Raw genomic sequence first — 21,212 nt, 5'->3', positions numbered from 1 at the left:
TGTGTCGGAGCACGTGGTCGATGTCAGCTGGAGCCGTGGTGAGCACGAGTTCACCTACCAGACCTACAACCGCGACCACGAGTGGCGCTTCGACGGCGGGGTGACCGTGCCCGGGTCCGCCAACCCGGCGTACCTGGGCAATCCGGGGCCGGTCGACCCGGAGGAGGCGTTCGTGGCGGCGCTGTCGTCGTGCCACATGCTCACGTTCCTGTCGATCGCGGCGAAGAAGCGGCTGGTCGTCGACGCGTACGACGACCACGCGGTCGGCGTGATGGCCAAGAACGAGCGCGGCAAGCTGGCGATCACCCAGGTGACGCTGCACCCGAAGATCGTGTTCGCCGGCGAGCAGCCGGACGCGGAGACCCTCGCGAAGATCCACCACCTCTCGCACGAGGAGTGCTTCATCGCGAACTCGGTGACGACCGAGATCATCGTCGCCTGAACAGCAGAGAACCACCCGGCCGGCTGGCCTGAGCCTCGCGCAAGCGGCGTCAGGACAGTGGCCGGGTGGTTCTGCGTGCACCGCTGTGGCGGTGCACCCGACGGAGCCGGCGGCGCCTCGCATGGGCGCCTCTGCGTTGGTGTGCGACATCCGTGCGGTCTACCTCGGTGGGGAAGACCGTCCGGGCGCGCCGCCTGGGCTCCGTCCGTCCGGTTCGCGCCTAGTGGTGCTCAGCGGCGGCGTCGCTCCGGTCGTCGGGGATCTCGTTCGGCGCGCCGTCGCGCAATTCGACCTGCTCGGTCGCGATGGCTGCCATCAGTCGGTGGATCGTCATGCCTGTGAGACGCACCGACCGCCGGGGTATGACGGAGATTCGGCAGATCTTTTGGATGTGACCTAGCGCACTACTTCTCGTCCAGCCCGTCCGCGCGCAGCGGGACGAGCTCGCGGGCCTCGTCGTACGTCGTACCGGTCAGCTCGAGCAGGTCGACGACCGTGGAGCGGATCTGGCCCAGGACGACCACGCCGGACAGGGAGCCGGGGATCGGCATCACCGCCGTACGGCGGCCGAGCTCACCGAGGACGCGGTGCGCGGCCACGTCGGCCTGCGGCTCGAACAGCGACTCGGCGATCAGGCGGGTGCCGTCGGCGAGGCGTTCGAGCAGCATCGGGTACTCGGCCGGCATCTTCTCGTCCCGCCAGACCGAGACGGCGCAGCGGCGGACCAGGACGCGGATGTTGCGGATCGCGCGGTCGAGCGGGATCACCAGGTCGGCGATCTCCTTCACGCGGCCGCGGTGCCGGCGCCGGAACGGCGAGAGGCGGACGACCGCGACACCTTCGGCGGCGGCACTGCGGAGGTCGTCGAGCAGGCTCTCGCTCGCCCGGGCGCGGCGGAGCGCGTCGGTGACGGCGTCCTCGTCGCTGTCGCGCAGGCCTTCGGCGGTCTCGATCAGGATCGCGGCCAGTTCGTTGAGTACGCCGGCCGCTTGTTGCCGTGGGCGACGGATCGCCGCGGCCGGGGCGACGGTGGCCGCGGCCAGGGCGACCAGGCCGCCGAGCACGGCGTCGAGCCAGCGGTTGAAGCCGGCGCCCGCGTTGGGCATCAAGGTGGTGACGATCGCCGCCTGGACGCCGGCCTGGGTGGTCATCAGGGTGCCCGCGCCGAGCAGGACGGCCACGCTCATCGCGAGCGCGATGACGAACACGATCTGGACCACACCGGTGCCGAAGAAGCGGACGAACAGGTCACCGACGCCGACCCCGACGGCCACACCGACCATCACCTCGGCGACCCGGCGCAGCCGCTGGCCGAAGCTGAACCCGAGGCAGACCATCGCGGCGACCGGAGCGAAGAACGGTTGCTGGTGGCCCACGACGTACCGGGCGATCGTCCAGGCGACGGCGGCGGCCAGGGCGCACTGGACGATGAAGAAGCTGCGGTCCTGCCAGCGCTCGATCCGGCGGCGGACCGAGGCGCGGGAGCGCTGGGCGGCGTGCGGGGCGATGTCGTCGCGGAGCTCGCGCAGCTGATCCAGCGTCAGTCGGACCGGGTCCATGGGCCCATCATCTCCGACACGACCGCGCTCTGCCTTGATTCGCACGGGCCGGACGGTCAGGGTGGGGCCATGACCGAGAACAACCGTGAGGACTACGGCAGCTACAGCGTCGACGACGAGGACCAGTTGCAGCCGGAGGACACGCTGAACGACCGCGGCGTCGACGACCTGCTCGACGAGGGGTACTCGCCGCCCGAGAAGTGGTCGGCCGGCGAGGGGTTCGGGACGACGGCCGACGAGGCGCTGGAGGGCGAGACGCTCGACCAGCGGATCGCGCAGGAGGAGCCCGACGTCGACCCGTACGCCGAGGACGGTGAGAACGTCGGCGGCCCCGAGGTCGGCAGCGAGCGCTCCGGCCGCCTGGTCGCGCCCGACGAGGGCGCCCACTCCGACGAGGAGTCCGAGCTGACCGCCTCCGACGTCGGTTACGACGGCGCCGCGGCGAGCGCGGAAGAAGCCGCCGTCCACGTGGTCGACGACGACGAGCCCTTCGAGCTCGACGACGACGACGAGTCCGACCTCGACTCCGTCCGCGACGTGGACCTGGGCGACGTCGGCGACCTGGAGGACTGAGCCCAGTCACCTGTACTTCCACCGCTGCCCCACGCCTTCGGCGTGGGGCAGCGGTGTTTGGGGGTGGGGCCCGGCCGCCCGGATGACGACTGCTTCGCAGCGTCTGCTGGGGCTTGCGTGAGCTCTGGCGCGGTCAGCGGGTGGTGGCTATTACCTCGCAACCCCTCGACGGGACCAGGGTGACGTTGCGGGGTTTTGCTGTTTCCGGGGCCGGGTCGACCGGGTGTACGTCGTACCGGGTGAGGACCGCGCGGAGGATCTCGGTGGCTTCCAGGAGCGTGAAGCCGGCGCCGATGCAGCGGCGGGCGCCGCCGCCGAAGGGGATCCAGGTGCCGGCCGCGGGTGGGTCCTCGGACAGGAAGCGCTCTGGGCGGAACTCGCCGGCGGCCGGGTAGTTCTCGGGATCGGCGTGGACCAGCCCGATGGCGGCCATGATCGTCGTACCGCGGGGAAGCCGGTAGCCGGCCACGTCGACGGTCTCGGTGACCCGGCGGCCGACCTGGTAGACGACCGGGTGCAGCCGCATTGCCTCCTTGGTGATCGCCTCCAGGCGCACGTCGTCGCCCGCGTCGGCGGCCTGCTGGGCGGCGGTCAGTTGGGAAGGGTTCCGCGCCAGCTCGTGGAAGGCCCAGGCCAACGCCGTGGCGGTCGTCTCGTGCCCGGCCAGCAGCAACGTCACCAGCTGGTCCCGAAGCTCGACGTCCGACCACTCGCCGGCCGCCAGCAAGCGGCTGAGCACGTCGTTGCGCCCGGCGTTGTCCGTACGACGGCGCGCGATCTCGTCGTACAGGATCTCGTCGACGCGCTTCTGCGTCTCCAGGTAGGTCCGCCACGGCGAGTACTTCAGCAGCCGCGGGTAGAACCCGGCGAGCATCGTGATCGGCCGGACCGCGACGATCTTCTCCACCAGCGGCCGCAGCTCGGCCAGCCGCGTCGAGTCGGTGACCCCGAACACGACCTGCAGGATCACCTCCAGCGTCAGCTCCCGCATCCGGTCGTGCAGCGTGAACGGCGTCCCCACCGGCCACGACTCGACGTCCGCCCGGGCCAGCTCGCCGATCATCCCGGCGTACCCGCGCAGCGCGTTGCCGAGGAACGCCGGCATCAGCTGCCGCCGCATCCGCGCGTGGTCCTCGTCGTCGATCAGCAGCAGCGAGTGGGCGCCCATGATCGGCGCGAGCACCTGGTTGCCCTCGCCCGCGTGCATCACGGTCGGCGGCGTGGTGAACATGTCCCGGATGTCCTCCGGCCGGCTCAGTACGACGCAGACGCGACTCGACGGCACGAGCCGGATCGTGAAGACGTCGCCGTACTTGGCCCGCATCCGCGGGAAGAACGTCTTGCGATGGCCGGCGAACAGCACCGTCTGCACCAGCGTCGGCAGCTTCGGGCCGGGCGGCAGCGTGCGGGCGGTCTGGCGATCGAGCGTGCGGGCACCGAGCAGCGGTGTCGGCGTCATGCCACCTCCCGGATGAGGGCTGAGGACTTCCACGCTACGACGGTCAGGTGAACGTCAGCTTGCGTCGTACGCCGCCAGCGCCGCGACCAGTCGGGGGAGATGGTCGGCCTGCGCCGGATCGAGCCCGGTGAGGCGACCGACCTGACGGAGGCGGTAGTCGACGGTGTTGGGGTGAACGTGCAGGTCGGACGCGGTCTGGCGGCGGTTGCGGCTGTTGGCGAGGTAGCAGCGCAGCGTCGCGAGCAGGTCGGCGCGATCGGCGAGCGGCTGCAGCAGTACGGCGAGGCGATCGCGAGCCGGGCTCGGGCGGCTGAGCTGGTACTCGAGCACGAGGTCGTCGAGCTGGTAGACGCCCGGCGGGCGACGATGGATGCGCACCACCTCGAGCAGGTCCCGGACCAGGCCCACCGCTGCGGGGACCTGATCGGGCACGGCGGTGGAGACAGCCAGGAAGAGCTCGACTCCCGCGGCCTTGCTGAGCTTGGCGTGCAACGGATCCCAGGGCGTTGGACCCGTGAGAAGAGCGACGCCGTCGGCGGGTGAGAGGCTGGCCATCGCACCGACCCGGTCGAGCTGCAGGCGGATCCGGCGAAGCTTGCGGCGGGCAACGATCTTCGGGTCGACACCGGGTTGCCGCTCGTCGGCGTGCGCGCCGTACGCGAGACCCAGTACGACGTACTCGTCGGGCAGTTGCAGCCCGGCACGACGAGCAGCCTCGGCGGCGGGGCCGCCGTCCAGCAAGGCGGTGAGCAGCGACTGGCGTCCGGCCTGCTCCTCGCCGGCGATGATCTGGCGTTCCTCGAAGTAGCTGGCCGAGACCGTCGCGGTGACCTGCTGGAGGAAGTCGAGGATCAGCCGGTTGAGCGCGAGCGCGTCGGGCAGTTCGTCGGGCCGGAACCCGTCGGCGACGAAGTCCGCGCAGACCCGGCCACCGAGGTGGTACGCCGCGAGCAGCGCCTCCAGCGGGACGCCTTCCTCGGCGCGGCGGGCGGCGGACTCGCGGAGCGGTTCGAGGGACGAGCCGGTCGGGATCACGCCGGTGCGGAACGTCTCGGCGAAGGCGCGCAGGGTGCGCTCGGTGATCTGGCGGATGTCGCCCTGCAGCTCCTCGCGTGGCAGCTGCCCGTACAGCGGGATCTGCTGGACGAGGTGGTCGAGCACCTGGTCGGCGAGCCGGCCCAGGTTTCCGAGCAGCACGCGGTCGACGGGTACGCCGTTCGCGGTCAGGGTCTTGTGATCCGTCACAAGCATCCGCCCTCGAAGTCTGGGTGTGGCCCCAGCGACCTGGGGTGGCTTTGTGCTGGAACATTACCCGCAGGTAGGTAATCCCGCGACTGCGAAGGGTGATCAGGATGAGACGAGCACGAGGAGCGGCGTGGGTGGTGGCGGTCGGCGTACTGCTGAGCGGCGCCGTGAGTGGGCCAGCGGGCGCGACCGAGCCGCTGGAGTACGTCGCGCTGGGGGACTCCTCGGCCGCCGGGCCGCTGATCCTGCCGCAGGTCGACCTGGCCTGTCTGCGGTCGTCGGCCAACTACCCGCACGTCGCCGCCAAGGCGCTCGGCGCCCAGCTCACCGACGTCACCTGCTCGGGCGCGGTGATCCCGGACTTCACCGGCCAGCAGTTCGGCTTCGTGCCGCCGCAGTTCAAGGCGCTGTCGGCGTCGACCGACGTGGTCACGGTCGCGATCGGCGGCAACGACACCGGTCTCGTCGCGGCCGCGCTGTCCTGCATCAACCTGCTGCCGCCACCTGCCGGTACGTCGTGCAAGGCCCGCTTCACCGCCGGCGGCCAGGACCAGCTCGCCGCCCGCATCAACGCCACCGCCCCGGCGTTCGGCCAGGCGCTCGCGACGATCCGTCGGCTCGCACCCAACGCGAAGGTCCTCGTCACCGGCTACGGCACGTACGTCCGCCCGAACGGTTGCTGGCCGACCGTCCCGGTCTGGGGCGTCGACGCCAACTACCTGCAGGCCACCATCGACCGCCTCAACCAGATGCTCGCCACGCAGGCAGCCGTCAACGGCGCGCAGTACGTCGGCCTCCGCACCCCCAGCATCGGCCACGACGCCTGCGCCCCACTCGGCCAGCGCTGGCTCGAGGGCCTGGTCCCCAGCTCGGTCGCCGCGCCGCTCCACCCCTCAGCCCTGGGCATGTCCGCCTTCGGCAGCATCGTCGCCCAAGCGGTGCGCTGACCACGAAAAGGGCCCCGGGCAACAATTACCCGGGGCCCTTTCTCAGCTACTTCAGCTGCGCTTGAAGCGCAGCGTCAGGATCTGGAACGGGCGCAGCGCGATCGCCACGCCGCCGTCGGTCAGCTCGCGGTCGGCCAGCGGCCGCTCGAGCAGGTCGACCTCGGTGACGGCGGAGGCCGCGAAGCCCGGGGTCACGGTCGCCTTCGACTTGCCGCCGCTGGACTCGTACAGCCGGACGACGACGTCACCCGACTGGTCGTCGGCCAGCTTGACCGCCTCGACGATCACGTTGCCGTTGCTCACCTCGAACAGCGGCGCGACCCCCTCGGCGCCGGTGACGACGCGCTCCGGCAGGTTGATCCGGTAGCCCTCCTCGATGGCCTCCGGGATCCCGGCGCCGACCACCAGCGCGTGGTTGACCACGTGCAGGCCCTGGTCGGTCTTCGGGTCGGGGAAGCGCGGCGCGCGGATCAGCGACGTCCGGATGGTGGTCGTGGTGCCACCGTCCTCGCGTGCGGTCCGGTTCACGTCGTGCCCGTACGTCGAGTCGTTGACCACGGCGACGCCGTAGCCGGGCTCGCCGACGTGCACCCAGCGGTGTGCCGCGATCTCGAACTTCGCCGCGTCCCACGAGGTGTTGGTGTGCGTCGGCCGGAAGATGTGCCCGAACTGGGTCTCCGAGGCCGACCGGTCGGCGTGCACGTCGACCGGGTACGCCGCCTTGAGGAACTTCTCCGTCTCGTGCCAGTCCATCGCGGTCTCGATGTCGACCCGCTTGGTGCCCGGCCGCAGCCGCAGCGTCTGGGTGACGGTGGACCGGTTGAACGACCGCTTCACCACGACGGTCGCGACCCCGTCGACGCTGCTGAAGTCGACGCTGTCGACCTCGGTGACGTCGCGGACGTTGTTCTTGTAGAACGAGTCGACGTCCCAGGCGTCCCAGTGGTTCGGGGTGTCGACGTGCAGCTGCAGCAGGTTCGCCGCGGTGCCCGGGGCAACCACCTCGCGGTCGGCGGCCACGTCGTACAGGGAGGTGATCAGGCCGCGCTCGTCGACGGTGACCCGGATCAGGCCGTTGTCGAGGACGTTGCCGTCGATCGTCGCCGCCTGGCCCTCGCCGGCCGCGATGCCGGCGCCGAGACCGGCGACGCCACCGCGGGTGTGCGGTGCGGCGTTGAAGACGATCTGCGCGTCACCGGAGCCGGCCAGCGCCTGCTGGGCCTTGCCGATGATCGCCTCGAGCTCCTCGGCCAGCCGCGCGTACGTCGCCTCGGCCTCGCGGTGCACCCAGGAGATCGACGAGCCGGGCAGGATGTCGTGGAACTGGTTCAGCAGGACGGCCTTCCAGATCCGGTCCAGGTCCTCGTACGGGTACGCGTCCAGCTTGCCCGCGACCACCGCGGCGGCCGACCACAGCTCGGCCTCGCGGAGCAGGTGCTCGCTGCGCCGGTTGCCCTGCTTGGTCTTGGCCTGCGAGGTGTACGTCGCCCGGTGGATCTCCAGGTAGAGCTCGCCGGACCACACCGGCGCGTGCTCGGCGTACTCCTCCTCGGCGGCGCTGAAGAACTCGGTCGGGGACTCGATCGTCACCCGCGGCGAGGACTCCAGGTTGGCCACCCGGCGGGCGGTCGCGACGAACTCACGGGTGGGGCCGCCACCGCCGTCGCCGTACCCGAACGGCACCAGCGACCGGGTCGCGGCGCCGTTCTCCTGGAAGTTGCGCTGGGCGTGCGCGAGCTCGCGACCGGACAGGTCGGAGTTGTAGGTGTCGATCGGCGGGAAGTGCGTGAAGATCCGGGTGCCGTCGAGACCTTCCCAGTTGAACGTGTGGTGCGGGAAGCGGTTCTCCTTGTTCCAGGAGATCTTCTGGGTCAGGAACCACTTCGAGCCGGACAGCTTGACCAGCTGCGGCAGCGCCGCGGTGTAGCCGAACGAGTCCGGCAGCCAGACCTCCTGGGTGTCGATGCCGTACTCGTCCAGGAAGAAGCGCTTGCCGTGCACGAACTGCCGGGCCAGCGCCTCGCCGCCGGGCAGGTTGGTGTCGGACTCGACCCACATGCCGCCCACCGGAACGATGGTGCCGTCGGCAACGGCCTTCTTCAGCCGCTCCCAGACCTCGGGGTAGTTGTCCTTCACCCAGGCGTGCTGCTGGGCCTGCGAGAACGCGAAGACCAGCTCCGGGTACTCCTCGGCCAGCGTGGCGACGTTGGAGACGGTCCGGGCGACCTTGCGGCGGGTCTCGCGCAGCGGCCAGAGCCAGGCCGAGTCGATGTGCGCGTGGCCGACCGCGGACAGCTGGTGCGCGCTGGCGTGCGCCGGACGGCTCAGTACGTCGGTCAGCTGCGCGCGGGCGTCGGCGGCGGTCCCGGCGACGTCCTCGTAGTCCAGGGCGTCCAGGGCCCGGCTGAGCGCGCGCAGGATCTCACGACGCCGCGGCTCCTGCGGGGACAGCTCCTGCTGCAGGCCGCCGAGCGCCTCCAGGTCCAGGATCAGGTTCCACACCTCGGCGTTGAACACGGCCAGGTCGGCGCGGGTCAGCTGGTAGATCGGGGTCTCGCCGCGCTTGGCGCCGATGTCGACCTTCGCGGTGGCGTTGTCGAGCGGGATCTCCGGGTTGGCGGCGCCCTCGACGTAGAACTCGATCCGGTCGCCCGGCGCGGCCGCCGTACCGTCCGGTCCGAGGATCGACAGCGGCGCGTAGGTCTGCCGCGGGTGCAGGCCCTTCAGCGGTACGCCGGAGGTGGTGTGCACCAGGCCCTCGGCGGAGAAGCCCGGGCCGCCGCTGAAGCCGAGGTCGATCACGGCCTCGATCTCGGAGCCGGCCCACTCGGCCGGGACCTGGCCGCTGAACTTGAACCACGCGGTGCCCCAGGCGGGACCCCAGGGCAGGCCGATCTCGGCCGGCTCGAACTTCTGGGCCAGGGCCTCGGCGGGGGAGACGGGCTCACCGGGTGCGTGCCACACCTCGATGTCCAGCGGAACGGAGGCGCCGTAGACCGCGGGGCGGATCCGCTCCCGCAGGGCGCGCTTGAGCCGCTCCTCGATCAGTTGTCGGTCGTCGTGCACGAAATCATCCTCCGCTGACGGGGTTCCGCGGCCATCCAGGCCGACTGTGTTGACAACGCTGTCACATGATGGCCGGGCCCGTCCAGACGCAAGCCGTACCCCGGTCGATTCCCGCGGCCTCCACGGCGCACTTCGGGCACCGTTCAGTCACCGACAGGCCCGATTTCCGGCTGACCGGTGCACCTAGTGTGAGAGAGGGGACGTGGGGTGAGCAGTCGTGACCGGACCGCGATGGCGGGCTCGCCCCCGGCCCGACTAGGTTGTCCCCCATGGATCGTGCCCGCCTGCTGACCCGCCGCCATCTGCTGGGACTGGGGGCCGCGGCCACCGGGGCCCTGGTCGTCCCGGGCTGTTCGCGTGGCCGCTCCGACGAAGCGGCTCCGGACGGTCCCGCCAAGATCGCCACCGGCAACGCGGGCGGTGTGTACGACATCTACGGCAGCGGACTGGCCAAGCTGGCCACCGAGCAGACCGGGGTGTCGATGACCGCGGTCCGCACCGACGGCTCGGTGCAGAACCTGAAGATGCTGGCCGCCGGGACCGCCGACATCGCGTTCAGCCTGTCCGACTCCGCCCTCGACGCCTGGGAGGGTGCCCCGGGCACCGCGTTCGGGTCCGGCGCGCTGCGCTTCTCGGCGCTGGCCCGGACCTACGACAACTACGTGCACGTGGTGGTGCCCACGTCGTCGAACATCTTCGAGCTGAAGCACCTGGCCGGCCGGACCGTCAACCTCGGGCCGACCAGCTCCGGCACCCGCGTGGTCGCCAACCGGATCCTGCAGACCGCGGGGATCAAGGTGATCCCGAAGTCGCTCGGGCTGGAGGCCGCGGTGAAGGCCCTCGCCGTCGGGATCGAGAAGCCGCGCGAAGGGATCGCGGCCTTGATCTGGAGCGGCGGCTTGCCGACCGAACCGATCCTGGAGCTCCAGTCGACGGTCGGCTTCCGGCTGATCGACATCGGTTCCGCCGCCCAGGAGCTGGCGAGCCGGCGGTTCGGTGGCTACGTGCTGTCGTCGATCCCGCCGTCGGTCTACAAGCTGTCCAACGCGGTCCCCACCCTGGCGGTCCCCAACTACCTGCTGGCCCGCCGCGGCCTGTCCGACCCGTGGGCCTGGTGGACGGTGAACACGATGTTCCGCCGGCAGGCCGAGCTGCGCGAGATCCACCCCGAGGCCGGGTCCCTGGACAGCCGCTCCGCGATCGCGACGATGCCGATCCCGCTGCACCCGGCCGCCGAGCGCTGGTACAAGGAAAACCACGTCTGAGTTTCCGTACGACGCTGTGCCGGTACGTCGAAAGGGGCGGTGAAGGGCGATGGCCCTCGCCGCCCCTTCCGGCGTCTGTCAGTCCTCGTAGTCGTCGATCAGCGGGACCCTGACCTCGATCACCAGGCCGCCACCGATCGGCGGGCGCGCGACCACGCGGCCGCCGACGCGGGCGGCCTCCGAGCGGACGATGGCCAGACCGAGCCCGGTACCGGGCATCTCCCGGTGGTGGGCGCTACGCCAGAAGCGCTCGCCGACCTTCTTCAGGTCGCGCGAACCGAGGCCGAGCCCGTGGTCGCGCACCGACATCACGACCTCGGTGCCGTCCCGGGTCACCGAGACCTCGACCGGCGGAGCGCCGTACTTGCTGGCGTTGTCGAGCAGCACGTCGAGGATGTCGTCCACCTCGAGCTCGGCGGCGACCCCGCCCGGCACCATCTCGCCGATGATCAGCTCGAGGTCGTCCGCGGCGTACACGGCCTTCCAGCCGACCAGCCGCTCCTTGACGGCCTGGGCGAGGTCCAGCGGGGCCTCGCTGCCCTCGACGTCGCCGGGGCGGTCGGAGCCCGCCAGGCGGGACAGCCGCTGCACGATCCGGCCCAGCCGGTCGATGTCGCTGAGCGCGAACCGCGCGGTCGGCGACAGCCGGGACAGACCCTCGATGTGGATCCGGGCCGACGTCAGCGGCGTCCGGAGCTGGTGCGACGCGTCGGCGACGAACTCGCGCTCACGCTGCCGTGCCTGGTGCAGGCTGAGCGCCATCGAGTTGAAGCTGTCGCCGAGCCGGCGCAGTTCGGGTGCGCGGCCGTCGGTCGAGACCCGGGTGTCGAGCGCGCCGCGGGTGACCTGGTGGGTGGCGTTGTCGAGGTCGTTCAGCGGCCGGAGCACCCAGCGGGTGACCGGGCGAACGATGCCGATGACAACGGCTCCGACGGCCATCAGCAGCCCGCCGAGCAGCAGGAGCAGGCCGTTCTGTACGTCGTGCCGGCCCTTCTCGGTCGGGACCCGCAGAACCGAGGCGCCGAGCACGCGGCCGTTGTTGACCACCGGACGGGAGACGACCATCTCGCCGGACTGCCACGGCCACAGGGCCTTCGGCTCGGCCGGCAGCCGGCCGGACAGCGTGCTGTCCAGGACCAGCTCGATGTCCGGCTCCTTCACGTCGACGCCGGACCGGGAGGTGGCGACCACCCGGCGGTCGACGTCGACGACGAACACCGGCGTGTTGTAGAGCTCGTGGTAGCGCACCGCCAGCTCGCGCAGCGTGGCGATGTCCCCCGACTGCAGCGGCGACTCGGCCATCGTGGCGAACCAGTCGGCGTCGTTGCTGCGGGACAGGAACAGGTTGCGCGTGGTGTTGGTCGCGATGAAGTTGGCCAGCGGTACGGCCGCGACGATCGCCAGGATGGCGACCAGGGGGACGAGGGACTGCAGCAGGCGACGACGCAACGGTCAGTCCGAACCGAGGCGGTAGCCGACGCCGCGGATGGTCTGCACCAGCTCCGGGCGGCCGAGCTTGGCCCGCAGGCTGGCGACGTGCACGTCCATCGTTCGCGACGATGCCTCGAACACGGACTGCCAGGCGTACAGCGCGACCTGCTCACGCGGCACCACCCGGCCGTGGTGCGCGGCCAGCACAGCTAGCACGTCGAACTCCTTGCGGGTCAGGCTGATGGGCTTGTCGGCGACCTGGACGGTGCGGGCTTCGATGTCCACGGTCAGATCGCCCACCGTCACCCGGGGGCGGGGTTGCAGCAGTCCGGTACGCCGCAGTACGGCGTCGATGCGCGCCAGCAGTTCGGAGATCGCGAACGGCTTCACCACGTAGTCGTCCGCGCCGCTGCGCAGACCGCGAACCCGGTCGGCGGCCTCACCTCGCGCGGTCACCGCGATCACGGGGACGTCGGACACCGTACGGATCTGGCGGCACACGTTGATGCCGTCGCCGTCGGGCAGTCCGAGGTCGAGCAGGACCAGGTCGCCGGGGTCGGCGGCGAGGGCGTCCGCGGCCGTCCGGACGTGCGTCACCATCAGCCCGTACCGGCGCAACGCAGGTATCAGAGCATTGGCGATATCGAGATCGTCTTCGACCAACAAAATCCTGACAGCGCCGCTCATGCCGTGATCGTAGGGCAGGAGACGCTCACATGTGTCAGATCTTGGTAAAGACGTAGTCACGTGACTCCAGGCCGTGGTCGGCGACACTAGTCTCCGACCACGGGAGGGAACCGGTAGATGACTGTGAGTGTTGGTTCGGGGGGCGGCACCGCCGCGCTCTCCGAGACCGAACTGGCCGAGTACGAGCAGGAGAAGCCCGCTCGGCGGCTCCGGCCTGCCTTGGACCTGGTGATCTCGGTCTGGTGCGCGGTCGTCAGCGTCGGCGTGCTGCTCCAGGTGTTCTTCCCGTTGTCGGCCGGAACGCAGTACTACTTAGTGATCTTTCTCGCAGCCGTCCTCCCGATCACTTTGTTGTGCTATCGGGGCTGGAAGGTGCCGGCGTTCCTCAACCCCTTCAAGGGGCGGACGCATGACGACCCCGGTGTCGTGGACTGGCTGCTGGCCGCGGTCGCGCTGGTCGTCTGCCTCTACCCGTTGCTCGACTTCGACGGCTTCCTGGAACGCCGTCAGGCGCCGACCTCGACGGACGTGCTCGTGGGCGCGCTGCTGCTGGTCCTGCTGCTCGAAGCCTGCCGTCGTACGACGGGCTGGGTGCTGCCGGTCTTCAGCCTGCTGTTCATCGCCTATGCCTACTACGGCGGCTACCTGCCCTACACGTGGTCGCTGGCCCACCAGGGCTTCAACTTCGACGCGATCATCGCGCAGTTCACGATGGGCACGGCCGGCTTCTACGGCACCCCGCTCGGCGTCGCCGCCAGCTACATCGTGCTGTTCACCATCTACGGCGCCGTGCTCGACTACTCCGGCGCCGGCAAGTTCTTCATCGACCTGTCCTTCGCCGCGTTCAAGCGCAGCCGGACGGCACCCGGCCGGACCGTGACGCTGGCGGGCTTCCTGCTCGGCAGCGTGTCCGGCTCCGGTACGGCGACCGCCGTGTCGCTCGGCACGGTTTCCTGGCCGATCCTGCGTCGCGCGGGCTACCCGCCCGAACCGGCCGGCGGCATGCTCGCCGCCGCGGGTATCGGCGCGATCCTGTCCCCGCCGACGCTCGGCGCGGCCGCGTTCATCATCGCCGAGTTCCTCCAGGTCTCGTACCTGACGGTGCTCGGCTTCGCGGTGATCCCGACCATCCTGTACTACCTCGGCATCCTGCTCGCGATCGAGATCGACGCCCGCCGGCACGGCACCACGTCGGCCGAGACCTCGACGCAGTCCGCCCGCAAGCTGCTGCTGCGGTTCAGCTACCACTTCCTCTCGCTGTTCGTGATCATCGGCTTCATGGCGGTCGACGTCCCGCCGTTCAAGGCCGTCGTGTACGCCGTGCTGCTGCAGATCGTGCTGTCGTTCCTGGACCGCGAGCACCGGCTGACCGCCGGGCCGCTGTTCAAAGCGCTTGCCCAGGGCACCCGATCGGTGCTGCCGGTGGCGGCCACCTGCGCGACCGCCGGCGTGATCGTCGCGGTCACCACGCAGACCGGGCTCGGGCTGAACCTGGCCGAGATCATCGTCGACGCCGGCCGCGGCGTCACCGACGACCCGACCGTCATCCTGATCCTGACCGTCGCGCTGTCCGCGATCGCCGTCCTGATCCTCGGCCTGGCCGTCCCGGTCACGGCGTCGTTCATCATCGCCGCGGTGATCATCGCGCCGGCGCTGGTGCAGCTCGGCGTCACCCAGGCCGAGGCGTACATGTTCATCTTCTACTACGCCGTGCTGTCGGAGGTGTCGCCGCCGACCGCGCTGGCCGCCGTCGCGACCTCGGCGATCACCGGCGGCCGGACGATGGCCACGATGTGGCAGGCCTGGAAGTACACGCTGCCGGCCTTCCTGGTGCCGTTCGCGTTCGTGCTCACCGAGAACGGCGCGCACCTGCTCGGCCAGGGCTCGTTCGTCGGCATGGTCTGGACGCTGGCGGTGTCGATGCTGGCGGTCGCGGCGCTGGCCGTGGTCACCGGCGGCTGGATCCTGGTCGCCACCAGCTGGGTCGAGCGGGCGCTGTGCGTCCCGGCCGCGCTGCTGCTGCTGTACCTGGCGCCCGTAACCATCGCCGTGGGAATCGGTTTGCTACTTGTTGCCGTCGTCATCAACCTGGTCCGGCGGCAGCGCCAGGCCGGACAACCGGAAGGATCCGTCACTCCATGAGAACCCGACGCCTCCCCGCCGCCGTACTCGCGCTCGTTGCCGCCGTGTCGCTGGTGGCCTGTGGTGGGCAGCGTGAGCCCGAGGCCGGTCAGGCCGGTACCGACGGCGGCCGGCTGACGATTGCTACCGGCAACACCACCGGCGTGTACTACCAGCTCGGCGGCGCGCTCGCCTCGGTGATCTCCGACAAGGTCGAGGGCTACCGGGCCACCGCCAGCGAGACCGGCGCCTCGGTGCAGAACGTGCAGGGCCTGGTGGCCGGCAACTACGACATCGCGTTCTCGCTCGGCGACACCGCCGCTGACGCGGTCAAGGGTGAGAACAGCTTCCAGCAGGTGCAGGACGTCGTCGCGCTGACCCGGCTCTACCCGAACTACACCCAAGTCGCTGTCCGGGCGTCGTCCGGGATCACGAAGTTCGCCGACCTGAAGGGCAAGCGGGTCTCCACCGGCTCGCCGAACTCCGGCACCGAGGTGATCGCCCGGCGGCTGCTCACCGCGGCCGGACTCGACCCGGCGAAGGACGTCACCGCTCAGCGGCTCGGGCTGCCGGAGTCGGTCGACGCGATGAAGAGCGGCTCGATCGACGCGCTGGTCTGGTCCGGCGGCCTCCCGACCGGGGGCATCACCGACCTGACCACGAGCCTCGGCAAGGACGTCAAACTGATCCCGATCACGGACCTGCTGCCGGCCATGACCACGAAGTACGGCACGATCTATGCCGAGGGCACCATCCCGGCGGCGACGTACAAGCAGCCGGGCGACGTGAAGACGATCATCGTTCCGAACGTGCTGCTGGTCCGCAAGAACATGCCGGACGAGCTGGCGGAGAAGCTGACCAAGGTGATCTTCGACAACAAGGACGCCCTGGTCCAGGTCAACGCGGCCGCCAAGGGCATCACCTTGGAGACCGCCGCCCAGACCGACCCGGTCCCGCTCCACCCCGGCGCGAAGAAGGCGCTCGACGCGCTCAGATAACTCCAGATCCGCTCTCCCCCGCACACCAGGCGCAGCGGGGGAGGGCGCCGGTCCCATCCCTGTCCGTAGGCGCGGCGGGGACGGGCCACACCCCTCCTCCACGACCAGGCGCTGTGGAGAAGGGACCGCCCCCGCCACAACCAGGCGCAGTGGCAGGGGCACCGGCCGGACCGATCCGCGGGAGGCATCCCGGGGGTCGGTCCGGCCACCTGCTTCCTAGCTGTTGTGCTCCTCGGGGATCTGGGAGCCGCGTAGGTAGTGCGACAACGCCGAGTCGCGCTTGGGGTGAGCGTGGTAGTGCGTCGGTACGACGCGCCCCTCGGCGCTGTCCCACGCCGTGTCCGCGACCCGCCACATCCGATGCGCCATCCGCCCGGCCACGCCCGTGTGCGGCGAGAACGGATGCGCCCTCGTCGGCGCAACCTCCTCGGCACTCAGCAGCCGCTCGGTCAGCGCGCTGACGTCCTCGCCGTCCATCGACTCGCAGAGCTGCCGGCTGTACTCCGCTTCCAGCCGCTCGTGCTCCTCGAGCTGCCGGTCGATCACCTGCCACACCTCGTCCGGCCGCAGATGCAGCACCCGGCTGTCGCCGTACTGCCGCGCCTTCAGGAACCGCAGCGACCGCTCCAGCTGCTTGGCGTTCCCGACGTACGCCGCCACCAGCTCCCGCCCGTCAGGCAACCGCCGCACCTTCGGCAGCAACACATCCTCAGCAGCCGCCAAATGCTGCGCCGCGATCGCGTAGAACCAGTCCGTCTCATGCCGCCGCTGCGGCAACCCAGCATCCGCCTCGTGCGCCGGCGCCGCCAGCTCGCGGATCTTCCCGTGCTCGTACCCGAGCGCCACTTCAAGAGTAGAAGCGGTCATCGAAACCACCTCCTGGGGTTACTCCCAGCCTGTGCCCGCCACCCACGACAAGCAACCACCCCACCACCCCACGTGACCAGACCGTAAGCCCCCGCCACCGACCTGCTGGACCTGCCGTCCCGCCGACGACTAAGCAGGCCCTGCTCAACCTGCGGCCGCCCTGCCGGCCCTGCCCGCTCACCTGCCCGCCCGCGGCTGGCTACGCCCACGACCGTCGGCCTGCTAGCTGTTCACGTGCCTGCTGCTGGTGCTCGCCCGACGCTCACCTGCCCGCCCGCGGCTGGCTACGCCCACGACCGTCGGCCTGCTAGCTGTTCACGTGCCTGCCGCTGGTGCTCGCCCGACGCTCACCTACCTGCCCGCGGGTGGCTACCCCAGGACCGGCGGCCGGCCCCCTGCTCACCCGCCTGCTCGCCCCACGCCCCCGGCCCGCCTGCCGGCCGGCGCTCACGTGCGGCCTGCCGCTGGCCCGGCAGCCCGACGCCCACCTGCCGCCTAGCCCGCCGCCGGCTTGCCCGCCTGCCTGCCATCGCTGGCACAGCCCGCCCGCCGCTGGTCCCGCTCGCTCGCACGCCTGCCCACCGCTCGCTTGCCCGCCCGCCTGCCCGCCGCTGGCCCTGGTGGCCCGCCTGCTCGTCGGTGTCTGATCGCCCACCCACCTGCCCGTCGGCAGGTTGCTTGACGCCGAACCCACCAGCGCGTGCGGTTGTACCTGTCCCAACACGCACTGGGGGGCCACCAGGCTGTGCCCGGTGACCCCCAGTGTTCTGACCGAGCTGGGCTCAGTGGTCGGAGCTCTTCTTCCACAGGTTGATGCCGGCCTCGACCGCGTCGGCGTCGATGGCGTCGAGTTCTTCCTGGGTGAACTTGAGGTTCTTGACCGTGGCCAGGTTGTCCTCGAGCTGGGCGACGCTGGAGGCGCCGATCAGGGCGCTGGTGACGCGGTCGTCGCGCAGGGTCCAGGCGAGGGCGAGCTGGGCGACGGACTGGCCGCGCTGCTTCGCGATCTCGTTGAGGGCGCGGACGTGCTTGAGGGTTTCCTCAGTGAGCATGTCGGTGCTCAGGGACTTGCCCTGGGCGGCGCGGGAGTCGGCGGGGATGCCGTCGAGGTAGCGGTCGGTCAGCATGCCCTGCGCCAGCGGCGAGAACGCGATGACGCCGACGCCGAGCTCACCGACGGTGTCGAGCAGGTCCTCCTCGATCCAGCGGTTCAGCATCGAGTAGGACGGCTGGTGAATCAGCAGCGGTGTGCCGAGGTCGGCTAGGATCGCGGCCGCCTCGCGGGTCTTCTCCGCGGAGTACGACGAAATCCCGGCGTACAGCGCCTTGCCGGAGCGGACGGCGGCGTCGAGCGCACCCATCGTCTCCTCGAGCGGAGTGTCGGGGTCGAAGCGGTGCGAGTAGAAGATGTCGACGTAGTCCAGGCCCATCCGGTCCAGCGACTGGTCGAGCGAGGCGAGCAGGTACTTGCGCGAGCCGCCGCCCTGACCGTACGGCCCCGGCCACATGTCGTACCCGGCCTTGGTCGACAGGATCAGCTCGTCGCGGTACTTCGCGAAGTCGCGGGCGAAGTGGGTGCCGAAGTTCGTCTCCGCCGAGCCGTACGGCGGGCCGTAGTTGTTCGCCAGGTCGAAGTGGGTGACGCCCAGGTCGAACGCCCGGCGCAGGATGTCGCGCTGCGTCGCGAACGGCTTGTCGTCACCGAAGTTGTGCCACAGGCCCAGCGAGATGGCCGGCAGCTGCAGACCGCTGCGCCCCGTCCGCCGATAGGCCATCTGGTCGTCGTACCGGTTCTCAGCTGCTGTGTAGTCAGTCACGAATGCCAGTCTGCACCATGTCGTGACAAGTCCGCGAACCCCTTGTATTTCAGCAGAACCGGCGTCGATCGGACCCAGAGATCCACCTTCTTGATCGCCGCTTCGCAGGCCACCGAATGGTCCCGAGCGCGCCCGAAGCTCCGGCGGATCACCAACGAGCCCCGGAACTCCGGCGGATCACCGACGAGCCCGGAACTCCGGCGGGTCATCAACGAGCCCCCGGAACTTCGGTCGGATCGTCAACGAAGCCCGGAACTCCGGTCGGATCGTCAACGAAGCCGGAACTCCGGTCGGATCGTCAACGAAGCCCGGAACTCTGACGCGTCATCAACGAGTCCCATGGCTCGGGAGGGTCCGACGCCAGGAACCGGAGCACACCGAGCACCCGGCTGGTGGGCGTGGCCGTCCAGTGCCGCTCGCCGAGGCGCGGTGGGCCGGTCAGGTTCGACAATCCCCACTGCAGGTGGAACCAGAGCACCGCCGCCTCCAGCTCACCCGGCTCGAACCGCACGTCCGCGGCCTCCTTGTACGCCGGCAGCACGCGTACGACGTCCTCCAGCCGGAGCTTGGCGAACTCCATCCCCCGCGGCCCCCAAGCGGCATCACCCCAGTCGATCAGCGCGACGAACCGCCCGGTGCGGTCGACCATGAGGTTCTGCGGAGCCAGGTCACCGTGCAGCAGCACCAGCGGTGAGTCGCCGCGAAACCGCTCACGCAGCTCATCCATCCAGGAACCGAGCCAGTGACCTGTCTCAGGGTCGAGATAGCCAAGCTCGACCAGCTCGTGGGCGGAGCTGGCGGCGGCCCCGGAGTCTTCGGGCATGGCCACCTGCCAGTTGGAGAGGACCTCGCCGGAGCCGTCGACTGCTGGGACCGGCGATCCCCGCCCGGTACCCGGCTGAGGTGGGGCGGCTGTACCTGGCGATCCTTGACGCGGCGGCCCGTCGGGCTGAGGTGTGAGAGTCCACGTATCACCGGTGTCCCCAGTACCTGGCTGAGGTGGGGTGCCTGTGCCTGGTGATCCTTGCCCGTTTCCCGGCCAACGTGAGATCGCTGGACGTGGTGATGCTGGTGAGGCCTGCTTAATCCGGTGGAGCAGAGCAACCTCTCGGCCGAGGTTTTCCCACATCGCAGCGTCGGGCCGGGCCGCGAGGGAGCCGGGGTCAGCGGGTTGGGTCCTAAGGTGAGCGCCCCGGGGGCTGGGGTGAGCAGCTGGGGCGCTCGGATGGGCGGCCGGGGCACCGGGGAGAGCAGTCGGGGCGCTCGGATGGACGGCTGGGGAGCTGGCGTGAGCAGTTGCGGCGTCGGGGTGAGCAGTTGGGGCGCTGGGATGGGCGGCCCGGTCACCGGGGCGAGCAGTTGGGGTGCTGGGGTGAGCGGCGCGGGGGCTGGGGTGAGCAGTTGGGGTGCTGGCGTGGGCGGCCAGGTCGTTGCCGTGGACTCGGGTCGTCAGGAGGTACGGCGTGTGGACGCCGGCGACGGTGATGGTGCCTTGGGTGACGATGGCCGGGGTGCGGACGCCTGCGGCGCGGGCGGCTGGGATGACCGCGGCTTCCTTCTCGAGGTCTGGGATGAAGGCCGGGGAACGCGGGATTCTCAGGATCAGCTCGCTGCCGAGGCGGAAGACGTGGTTGGCGACGCCGCCGGGGAGTTCGGTGAGCTGCTCGGGGTCGAGGCCGTGGGTGGTGGCGATTGCTCGTGCTGCGGTCTGGATCGGAGTCATCGGGGTCAGTCTGCGGGTGAGGCCGGTGCGGGCCCAGCGGTTTTCGGGCGGGATACTGGGTGGGTGCGAGTTGATCTGGATCCGGACGTCGTCGGTGGCAGGGAGTTCTACGCGGTCTTGAACTCGGTGGTGGTGCCGCGGCCGATCGCCTGGGTCTCGTCGGTCTCCGCGGACGGCGTACTGAATCTGGCTCCGCACTCGTTCTTCACCGTGTCCTGCGTGCGGCCGCCGATGGTGCAGTTCACCTCGGTCGGACGCAAGGACAGCCTGAACAACGTGGAGGCCACCCGCGAGTTCGTGGTGAACTTCGCGAGCGAGCCGTTGTTCGAGCAGGTCAATGCCACCGGGACCAACTTCCCGGCCGGGATCTCGGAGTTCGAGGCGGTCGGCCTGACCACCGAGCCTTCGAAGACGATCGCGGTCCCGCGCGTCACCGAGTCGCCGGTCGCCATCGAGTGCACCCTCCACACCACCCTCGAGCTCGGCGACTCGACCGTCGTCATCGGCCGCGTCCGCCACGTCGCGATCGCCGCCGAGGCGATGGACGGCGATCACCCCGACATCCACCGCCTCCGTCCTCTCGCCCGCCTCGGTCGAAACGAGTGGTCGACGATCGGCGAGGTCCTCGACATCACCCGGATCCGGTACGACGACTGGCCCGGCCACTACCAGCACTCCGACTGACGCCTGCAGGTCGACCGCACCACGCAGCAGAAGGCAGAACCGCAACGCCTGTTCGTTGCTGTCGGCATCGGAGGCCAGCGGAGACCCGGCCAGCCGCTCCTTCCTCGACCGGCTCCGCCCGCCGCTCCGCCCGGCCCGGCCCTCGTGGTGAGCGCTGCAGCAGACGGAGGTTGAGCGAAGGCCCGGCGGTGGAAACGCGCCTCCGCCCGCCGTACGACGAGAACCCGCCGCGTGCGCGATGTGGCGTACTGCGGTAGACGCCGGCAAGCACGGCCCGTCGATCGAGATCGGTGACTTGTCAGGTACTGCCGCGAAGTGCTCTCACCTG

General features: G+C 70.4%; 16 protein-coding genes. 7 read left to right on the top strand and 9 right to left on the bottom strand.

Translation table 11 applies throughout. The annotated features are described in order from the left end of the window. The first annotated feature begins 1 nt into the window (after window position 1). Window positions 2–442, top strand: coding sequence for an OsmC family protein (locus ABD235_RS19200; RefSeq protein WP_344175841.1), 441 nt, complete (start codon window positions 2–4; stop codon window positions 440–442). 404 nt (window positions 443–846) lie between these two features. On the opposite strand, the gene ABD235_RS19195 is transcribed toward ABD235_RS19200, so the two are convergent. Next, window positions 847–2,001 carry an FUSC family protein gene (locus ABD235_RS19195; protein WP_344175839.1) on the bottom strand — a complete coding sequence of 385 codons (1,155 nt, stop codon included), beginning with the start codon at window positions 1,999–2,001 and terminating at the stop codon, window positions 847–849. Between the two features lie 69 nt (window positions 2,002–2,070). Here ABD235_RS19195 and ABD235_RS19190 point away from each other — a divergent pair, with 69 nt between their 5' ends. Further along, on the top strand, window positions 2,071–2,574 hold the full coding sequence (locus tag ABD235_RS19190) for a DUF5709 domain-containing protein (RefSeq protein ID WP_344175837.1): 504 nt from the start codon (window positions 2,071–2,073) through the stop codon (window positions 2,572–2,574). Window positions 2,575–2,707: 133 nt separating this feature from the next. Here the strand turns inward: ABD235_RS19190 and ABD235_RS19185 are convergent, their stop codons facing one another. Both ABD235_RS19185 and ABD235_RS19180 read right to left on the bottom strand, forming a co-directional pair. Further along, window positions 2,708–4,033 carry a cytochrome P450 gene (locus ABD235_RS19185; RefSeq protein ID WP_344175835.1) on the bottom strand — a complete coding sequence of 442 codons (1,326 nt, stop codon included), beginning with the start codon at window positions 4,031–4,033 and terminating at the stop codon, window positions 2,708–2,710. A 54-nt stretch (window positions 4,034–4,087) separates the two neighbouring features. Further along, a complete protein-coding gene (locus ABD235_RS19180) occupies window positions 4,088–5,284 on the bottom strand; it encodes a PucR family transcriptional regulator (RefSeq protein ID WP_344175833.1) in 1,197 nt (398 codons plus the stop codon). Window positions 5,285–5,385: 101 nt separating this feature from the next. Here ABD235_RS19180 and ABD235_RS19175 point away from each other — a divergent pair, with 101 nt between their 5' ends. Then, on the top strand, window positions 5,386–6,225 hold the full coding sequence (locus tag ABD235_RS19175; protein ID WP_344175831.1) for an SGNH/GDSL hydrolase family protein: 840 nt from the start codon (window positions 5,386–5,388) through the stop codon (window positions 6,223–6,225). A 51-nt stretch (window positions 6,226–6,276) separates the two neighbouring features. Here ABD235_RS19175 and ABD235_RS19170 read toward each other — a convergent pair whose 3' ends face one another. Continuing rightward, window positions 6,277–9,291: an alpha-mannosidase gene (locus ABD235_RS19170; RefSeq protein ID WP_344175829.1), complete on the bottom strand. Its 3,015-nt coding sequence runs from the start codon at window positions 9,289–9,291 to the stop codon at window positions 6,277–6,279. Window positions 9,292–9,560: 269 nt separating this feature from the next. Between ABD235_RS19170 and ABD235_RS19165 the strand changes: the two genes are divergently transcribed. Next, a complete protein-coding gene (locus tag ABD235_RS19165; RefSeq protein ID WP_344175827.1) occupies window positions 9,561–10,556 on the top strand; it encodes a TAXI family TRAP transporter solute-binding subunit in 996 nt (331 codons plus the stop codon). Between the two features lie 78 nt (window positions 10,557–10,634). Here ABD235_RS19165 and ABD235_RS19160 read toward each other — a convergent pair whose 3' ends face one another. Together ABD235_RS19160 and ABD235_RS19155 are read right to left on the bottom strand one after the other, a co-directional pair. Continuing rightward, complete coding sequence (locus ABD235_RS19160; RefSeq protein WP_344175825.1) at window positions 10,635–12,005, bottom strand: sensor histidine kinase; 1,371 nt, start codon at window positions 12,003–12,005, stop codon at window positions 10,635–10,637. Window positions 12,006–12,008: 3 nt separating this feature from the next. Beyond that, the gene (locus ABD235_RS19155) at window positions 12,009–12,674 is read right to left on the bottom strand and encodes a response regulator transcription factor (protein WP_012918592.1); all 666 of its coding nucleotides are present in this window, start codon (window positions 12,672–12,674) and stop codon (window positions 12,009–12,011) included. A gap of 117 nt (window positions 12,675–12,791) precedes the next feature. Here ABD235_RS19155 and ABD235_RS19150 point away from each other — a divergent pair, with 117 nt between their 5' ends. Next, window positions 12,792–14,816, top strand: a complete 2,025-nt coding sequence (locus ABD235_RS19150; RefSeq protein ID WP_344175822.1) for a TRAP transporter permease — start codon at window positions 12,792–12,794, stop codon at window positions 14,814–14,816. Beyond that, window positions 14,813–15,793 (top strand): TAXI family TRAP transporter solute-binding subunit, encoded by a 981-nt coding sequence (locus ABD235_RS19145; protein WP_344175820.1) that lies wholly within the window; start codon window positions 14,813–14,815, stop codon window positions 15,791–15,793. Before ABD235_RS19150 ends, ABD235_RS19145 begins: the two co-directional genes overlap by 4 nt. 216 nt (window positions 15,794–16,009) lie before the next feature. On the opposite strand, the gene ABD235_RS19140 is transcribed toward ABD235_RS19145, so the two are convergent. The 3 genes from ABD235_RS19140 to ABD235_RS19130 form a co-directional block, all read right to left on the bottom strand. Continuing rightward, entirely contained in the window at window positions 16,010–16,660 is a 651-nt protein-coding gene (locus ABD235_RS19140; protein ID WP_344175818.1) for a hypothetical protein, read from the bottom strand. Between the two features lie 782 nt (window positions 16,661–17,442). Next, window positions 17,443–18,477, bottom strand: a complete 1,035-nt coding sequence (gene mgrA / locus ABD235_RS19135) for an L-glyceraldehyde 3-phosphate reductase (protein WP_344175817.1) — start codon at window positions 18,475–18,477, stop codon at window positions 17,443–17,445. Between the two features lie 298 nt (window positions 18,478–18,775). Further along, entirely contained in the window at window positions 18,776–20,200 is a 1,425-nt protein-coding gene (locus ABD235_RS19130; protein ID WP_344175816.1) for a phosphotransferase, read from the bottom strand. A gap of 63 nt (window positions 20,201–20,263) precedes the next feature. Here ABD235_RS19130 and ABD235_RS19125 point away from each other — a divergent pair, with 63 nt between their 5' ends. Beyond that, a complete protein-coding gene (locus ABD235_RS19125; RefSeq protein WP_344175815.1) occupies window positions 20,264–20,884 on the top strand; it encodes a flavin reductase family protein in 621 nt (206 codons plus the stop codon). The last annotated feature ends 328 nt before the right edge of the window (window positions 20,885–21,212 follow it).

The organism is Kribbella lupini, assembly GCF_039529595.1.
In the GTDB taxonomy this organism is placed as follows: domain Bacteria; phylum Actinomycetota; class Actinomycetes; order Propionibacteriales; family Kribbellaceae; genus Kribbella; species Kribbella lupini.
This window is presented reverse-complemented; position numbering and strand designations above follow the sequence as displayed.

Bases quoted from the DNA above. Each gene is read 5' to 3' on its own strand.
- ABD235_RS19195 (WP_344175839.1), bottom strand. From the start codon at position 2,001: ATGGACCCGGTCCGACTGACGCTGGATCAGCTGCGCGAGCTCCGCGAC.
- ABD235_RS19130 (WP_344175816.1), bottom strand. From the start codon at position 20,200: ATGACTCCGATCCAGACCGCAGCACGAGCAATCGCCACCACCCACGGC.
- ABD235_RS19165 (WP_344175827.1), top strand. From the start codon at position 9,561: ATGGATCGTGCCCGCCTGCTGACCCGCCGCCATCTGCTGGGACTGGGG.
- ABD235_RS19180 (WP_344175833.1), bottom strand. From the start codon at position 5,284: ATGCTTGTGACGGATCACAAGACCCTGACCGCGAACGGCGTACCCGTC.
- ABD235_RS19150 (WP_344175822.1), top strand. From the start codon at position 12,792: ATGACTGTGAGTGTTGGTTCGGGGGGCGGCACCGCCGCGCTCTCCGAG.
- ABD235_RS19155 (WP_012918592.1), bottom strand. From the start codon at position 12,674: ATGAGCGGCGCTGTCAGGATTTTGTTGGTCGAAGACGATCTCGATATC.
- ABD235_RS19175 (WP_344175831.1), top strand. From the start codon at position 5,386: ATGAGACGAGCACGAGGAGCGGCGTGGGTGGTGGCGGTCGGCGTACTG.
- ABD235_RS19185 (WP_344175835.1), bottom strand. From the start codon at position 4,033: ATGACGCCGACACCGCTGCTCGGTGCCCGCACGCTCGATCGCCAGACC.
- ABD235_RS19190 (WP_344175837.1), top strand. From the start codon at position 2,071: ATGACCGAGAACAACCGTGAGGACTACGGCAGCTACAGCGTCGACGAC.
- ABD235_RS19140 (WP_344175818.1), bottom strand. From the start codon at position 16,660: ATGACCGCTTCTACTCTTGAAGTGGCGCTCGGGTACGAGCACGGGAAG.
- ABD235_RS19145 (WP_344175820.1), top strand. From the start codon at position 14,813: ATGAGAACCCGACGCCTCCCCGCCGCCGTACTCGCGCTCGTTGCCGCC.